Genomic DNA, 1,002 nt, shown 5'->3' with positions numbered 1-1,002 from the left:
CCCCAAAATGGATCGCCTCGGTCGTAATACTGCTGACATGATCCGTATCGTTGATACCTGTTATAAAAAGGGAACCGCTATTCGCTTTCTTGAAAATGGTCTCAGCACTGAAGGAACGATGGGGAAAATGGTTATTCAGATACTAGCAGCAGTCGCTGAAGCCGAACGTGAACGTATATTAGAAAGAACAAATGAAGGTCGGATTGCAGCCTATGCGGCAGAGGTAAAATTTGGACGAAAACATCATCCTCGAACGCCAGCTGCTCAGGAGCTTATTTTGCAAGGTGAAACGATGAGTATAGTGACAGCAAAGACAGGTATCTCACGGGCAACCTATTTTAGGCTAAAAAGAAAAATCAAAATGGGTGAAAAAAAGGAATAGGTTTTTCTTTAAAATCAATTGAATAATTATGATTGGTGGGACATTTGGGGGAAATGGGCGCAAAACCCCATTTCAGAAGAATCATTAAGCTTAGCGGCATAGTCTATCAATAATATTAAATTGTACATCGTCTGTAGCCCTTGGTATCAAAGGGCTATGAGAAAACTTTGGACTTTTCGATGAAATGGGCGCACAACCCCGATCAGGAACGCGCGGCTGAGGAACTCGGGGTGAGCGTGCGAAGCTATAAACGTTATGAAAAAGCGCAAAACATCGCTAAACTCATTGAGCTAGCGACGTTTGCGTTAAGCACAAAAATGACAAAGGAAATAGGGTGAGACTACTGCAGGGAAATGAGCTCTTCGCGGCTTAAACCGGTACTCTCAATGATAAGATCAAGGCTAACACCGTTCTTGAGCAAATTACGCGCCATATCCAGTTGACGCTGATGTGCAAGCAGTCGTTCTTCTTCTCTACCTTTCTCGATACCAAGCTCAATGCCTTTCTGCAGGCCTTCTTGACGGCCTTTATCTTGTAAGCGTTGTGCTATATTCACAATAACCTCCTGATGCTTATCTGCCTGTTCACTCAATTGCTGGACAATATGTTCAAAGTTGGGG

Annotated in this window: 2 protein-coding genes and 1 pseudogene; 2 read left to right on the top strand and 1 reads right to left on the bottom strand. The window is 43.5% G+C overall.

The genetic code is table 11. The features are described 5' to 3' along the window. Together PSF16_RS17150 and PSF16_RS17145 are read left to right on the top strand one after the other, a co-directional pair. A partial coding sequence (locus tag PSF16_RS17150) for a recombinase family protein (RefSeq protein WP_272689779.1) occupies positions 1–382 on the top strand: 382 nt, incomplete at its 5' end. Between the two features lie 179 nt (positions 383–561). Next, positions 562–720, top strand: a complete 159-nt coding sequence (locus PSF16_RS17145; protein WP_272689778.1) for a hypothetical protein — start codon at positions 562–564, stop codon at positions 718–720. Positions 721–722: 2 nt separating this feature from the next. On the opposite strand, the pseudogene PSF16_RS17140 reads toward PSF16_RS17145, so the two are convergent. Further along, positions 723–1,002: pseudogene (locus PSF16_RS17140) on the bottom strand (Rpn family recombination-promoting nuclease/putative transposase); the annotation flags it as partial.

It is taken from the genome of Providencia sp. PROV033, from assembly GCF_028484855.1.
In the GTDB taxonomy this organism is placed as follows: domain Bacteria; phylum Pseudomonadota; class Gammaproteobacteria; order Enterobacterales; family Enterobacteriaceae; genus Providencia; species Providencia alcalifaciens.
Note: the sequence above shows the minus strand (reverse complement) of the source record. Positions and strands in the feature narration are given on the sequence as shown.